Origin of the sequence: Streptomyces sp. NPDC089915 (genome assembly GCF_040684675.1) — a bacterium.
Lineage (GTDB): Bacteria > Actinomycetota > Actinomycetes > Streptomycetales > Streptomycetaceae > Streptomyces.
Window position 1 is genome coordinate 1 of the sequence record NZ_JBFBGN010000319.1, and the last position, 2,105, is coordinate 2,105.

Below are 2,105 nucleotides of genomic sequence, written 5' to 3' on the forward strand. Positions count from 1 at the left end.
CGCGCGGCCCACGAGATCCCCGTCATCGCGGTCACGGCCCGGGGCAGTGAGCTGGACCGCGTCCTGGGCCTCCAGGCCGGCGCGGACGACTACCTATCCGGGCGGGCGGGACGTCGTGCCGGGCGAGGGTGCGCACGGCGGTGCGCAGCTGTCCCATGACGGCGGCGGCGTGGATGCCGTGTCCCATGACGTCGCCGATGACCAGGCCGGTGCGGCCGCGGGGCAGCTGGATGACGTCGTACCAGTCGCCGCCGACGTCGTGGTCGCTCGCGGGCAGGTAGCGGCCGGTGAGTTCGAGGCCGGGGACGGCGGGGAGGGCGCTGTTGGTGAGGCTGCGCTGGAGGGTGAGGGCGGCGTGGCGCTGGGTGGTGTACATGCGGGCGTTGTCGATGTTGAGGGCGGCCCGGGCGACGAGCTCGTCGATGAGGACGCAGTCCTGCGCGTCGAAGGGCTCGCGGCTGCGCAGCCGGGTCACGGCGACGGCGCCGAGCACCCTGCCGCGGGCGACGAGCGGCACCATGCGGGCCGAGCCGAGGGTGGCGAGGTAGGCGCGCAGGGCGTCGGCGCGGGGGTCGGTGATCAGGGCGGGGACGTCGGAGGCGTAGAGGTTCATGGGCACGCCGTCGGCGATGACCCGTTCGTAGACGGAGCCGGCGGGGATCTGGAGGGTCTGGCCGGGGGCCAGCCGGGCGGTGGGGGCGGTGGGGTCGGGGAAGGTGGCGGCGAGGCGGCGCATGACCCCGTGGGCGGCGGCGGCCGCGGCGTCGTCGGGGTCGAGGACCGCTTCGAGGAGCTGGACGTCGGCGGAGTCCGCGAGCTGCGGGACCAGCAGGTCGACGATCTCCTGGGCGGTCCGGCCCAGGTCGAGGGTGGTGCCGATGCGGGTGCCGGCCTCGGCGAGGAGGGCGAAGCGGGTCCGGGCCCGTTCGGCCTCCAGCTGGGCGCGCTGGCCCTCGGTGATGTCGATGAGGGAGGCGATCAGGCCGAGGGTTCGGCCCGCGCCGTCGAGGAGGGGGGCGTAGGAGCAGGACCAGGTGTGGTCGTGGCCGGGGTCGGCGGGGGTGCGGCCGGTGCGGCGGACGTCGAGGACGGCGGTGCCCCGTTCCAGCACCTGGCGCATGGTGGCCTCCAGGGCGGTGGCGTTGACCCCGGGGACCACCTCGGTGAGCCGTCTGCCCAGGTGGTCGGCGGCGGGGACGCCGTTCATCAGGGCGAGGGCGTCGTTGACGCGCAGGAAGCGCAGGTCGGGGCCGAGGGTGGCGAGGCCGATCGGGGACTGGGTGAAGAGGCTCTGGAGGGCGGCGAGGGAGTCCCGCATGCGCAGGACCTCGGAGGTCTCGACGGCGATGAGCATGGCGCCCCGGCGGCCGCGGGGGTCGGCGGCGGGCACGATCCACATCTCCATCGCGACCCGGTGGCCGTCGCGGTGGCGGACGGGCAGGGTGCCGACGACGGTCTCGCCCGCCTGGACGCGGCGGGTCAGGTCGTCGGCGAGCCCGTGGTTGGCCTCGGGGACGAGGACGTCGGTGCCGGGGCGGCCGAGGATGTCCTCGGGCCGGTGGCCGAGGAGTTCCTGGGCCGCCAGGGACCACTCGACGACGATCCCGTCCGCGTCCTCCCGCCACAGGGCGATCGGCAGCAGCTCGCGCAGGACGCCCGCGTACCCGACGGCCGCCTCCGGCGGGTCGGGCACCCTGCTCGCCGACTGGTACGTGTCCAATGCACCGACCTCACCCCGGGGGGTCCGATTCGTACCGATTCACCCTATCCGAGCGCCCGGCCCGGGGCGCTGTGGCGGGGGCCGGGCACCGGGGCGCGGCGGCGCCGGGCGCCGTCCGCTCCCGTCAGAAGTCGACCTGGGCGCGGACGTCCGCCCGGCCCACGGACTCCAGCTCCCAGGTCTTGCAGTACAGGCGCCGGATGTACTCGATGTCGGCGTTGCGGGCGGCGGCCTCGCGCACCGGGTACATCACGGTCAGCTCGTACGACTTCTCGCGGTTGATGTCGCCGTCCAGGATCAGCGGGAGCCGGCCGGCCATGTTGGTGACCAGTTCCTCCTCGTGGGAGAACGCCGTCATCCGGTAGCCCTCGAACGGCCAGCGGCC

Annotated in this window: 2 protein-coding genes; both read right to left on the reverse strand. The window is 75.0% G+C overall.

Annotation, left to right across the window (positions count from 1 at the left end):
- Nucleotides 1–31: 31 nt before the first annotated feature.
- On the reverse strand, nt 32–1,720 hold the full coding sequence (locus tag AB0O29_RS35330) for a PAS domain-containing protein (protein ID WP_365160380.1): 1,689 nt from the start codon (nt 1,718–1,720) through the stop codon (nt 32–34).
- Nucleotides 1,721–1,844: 124 nt separating this feature from the next.
- Nucleotides 1,845–2,105 (reverse strand): DUF3574 domain-containing protein (locus AB0O29_RS35335; protein WP_365160383.1); only part of this gene is annotated, 261 nt, incomplete at its 5' end.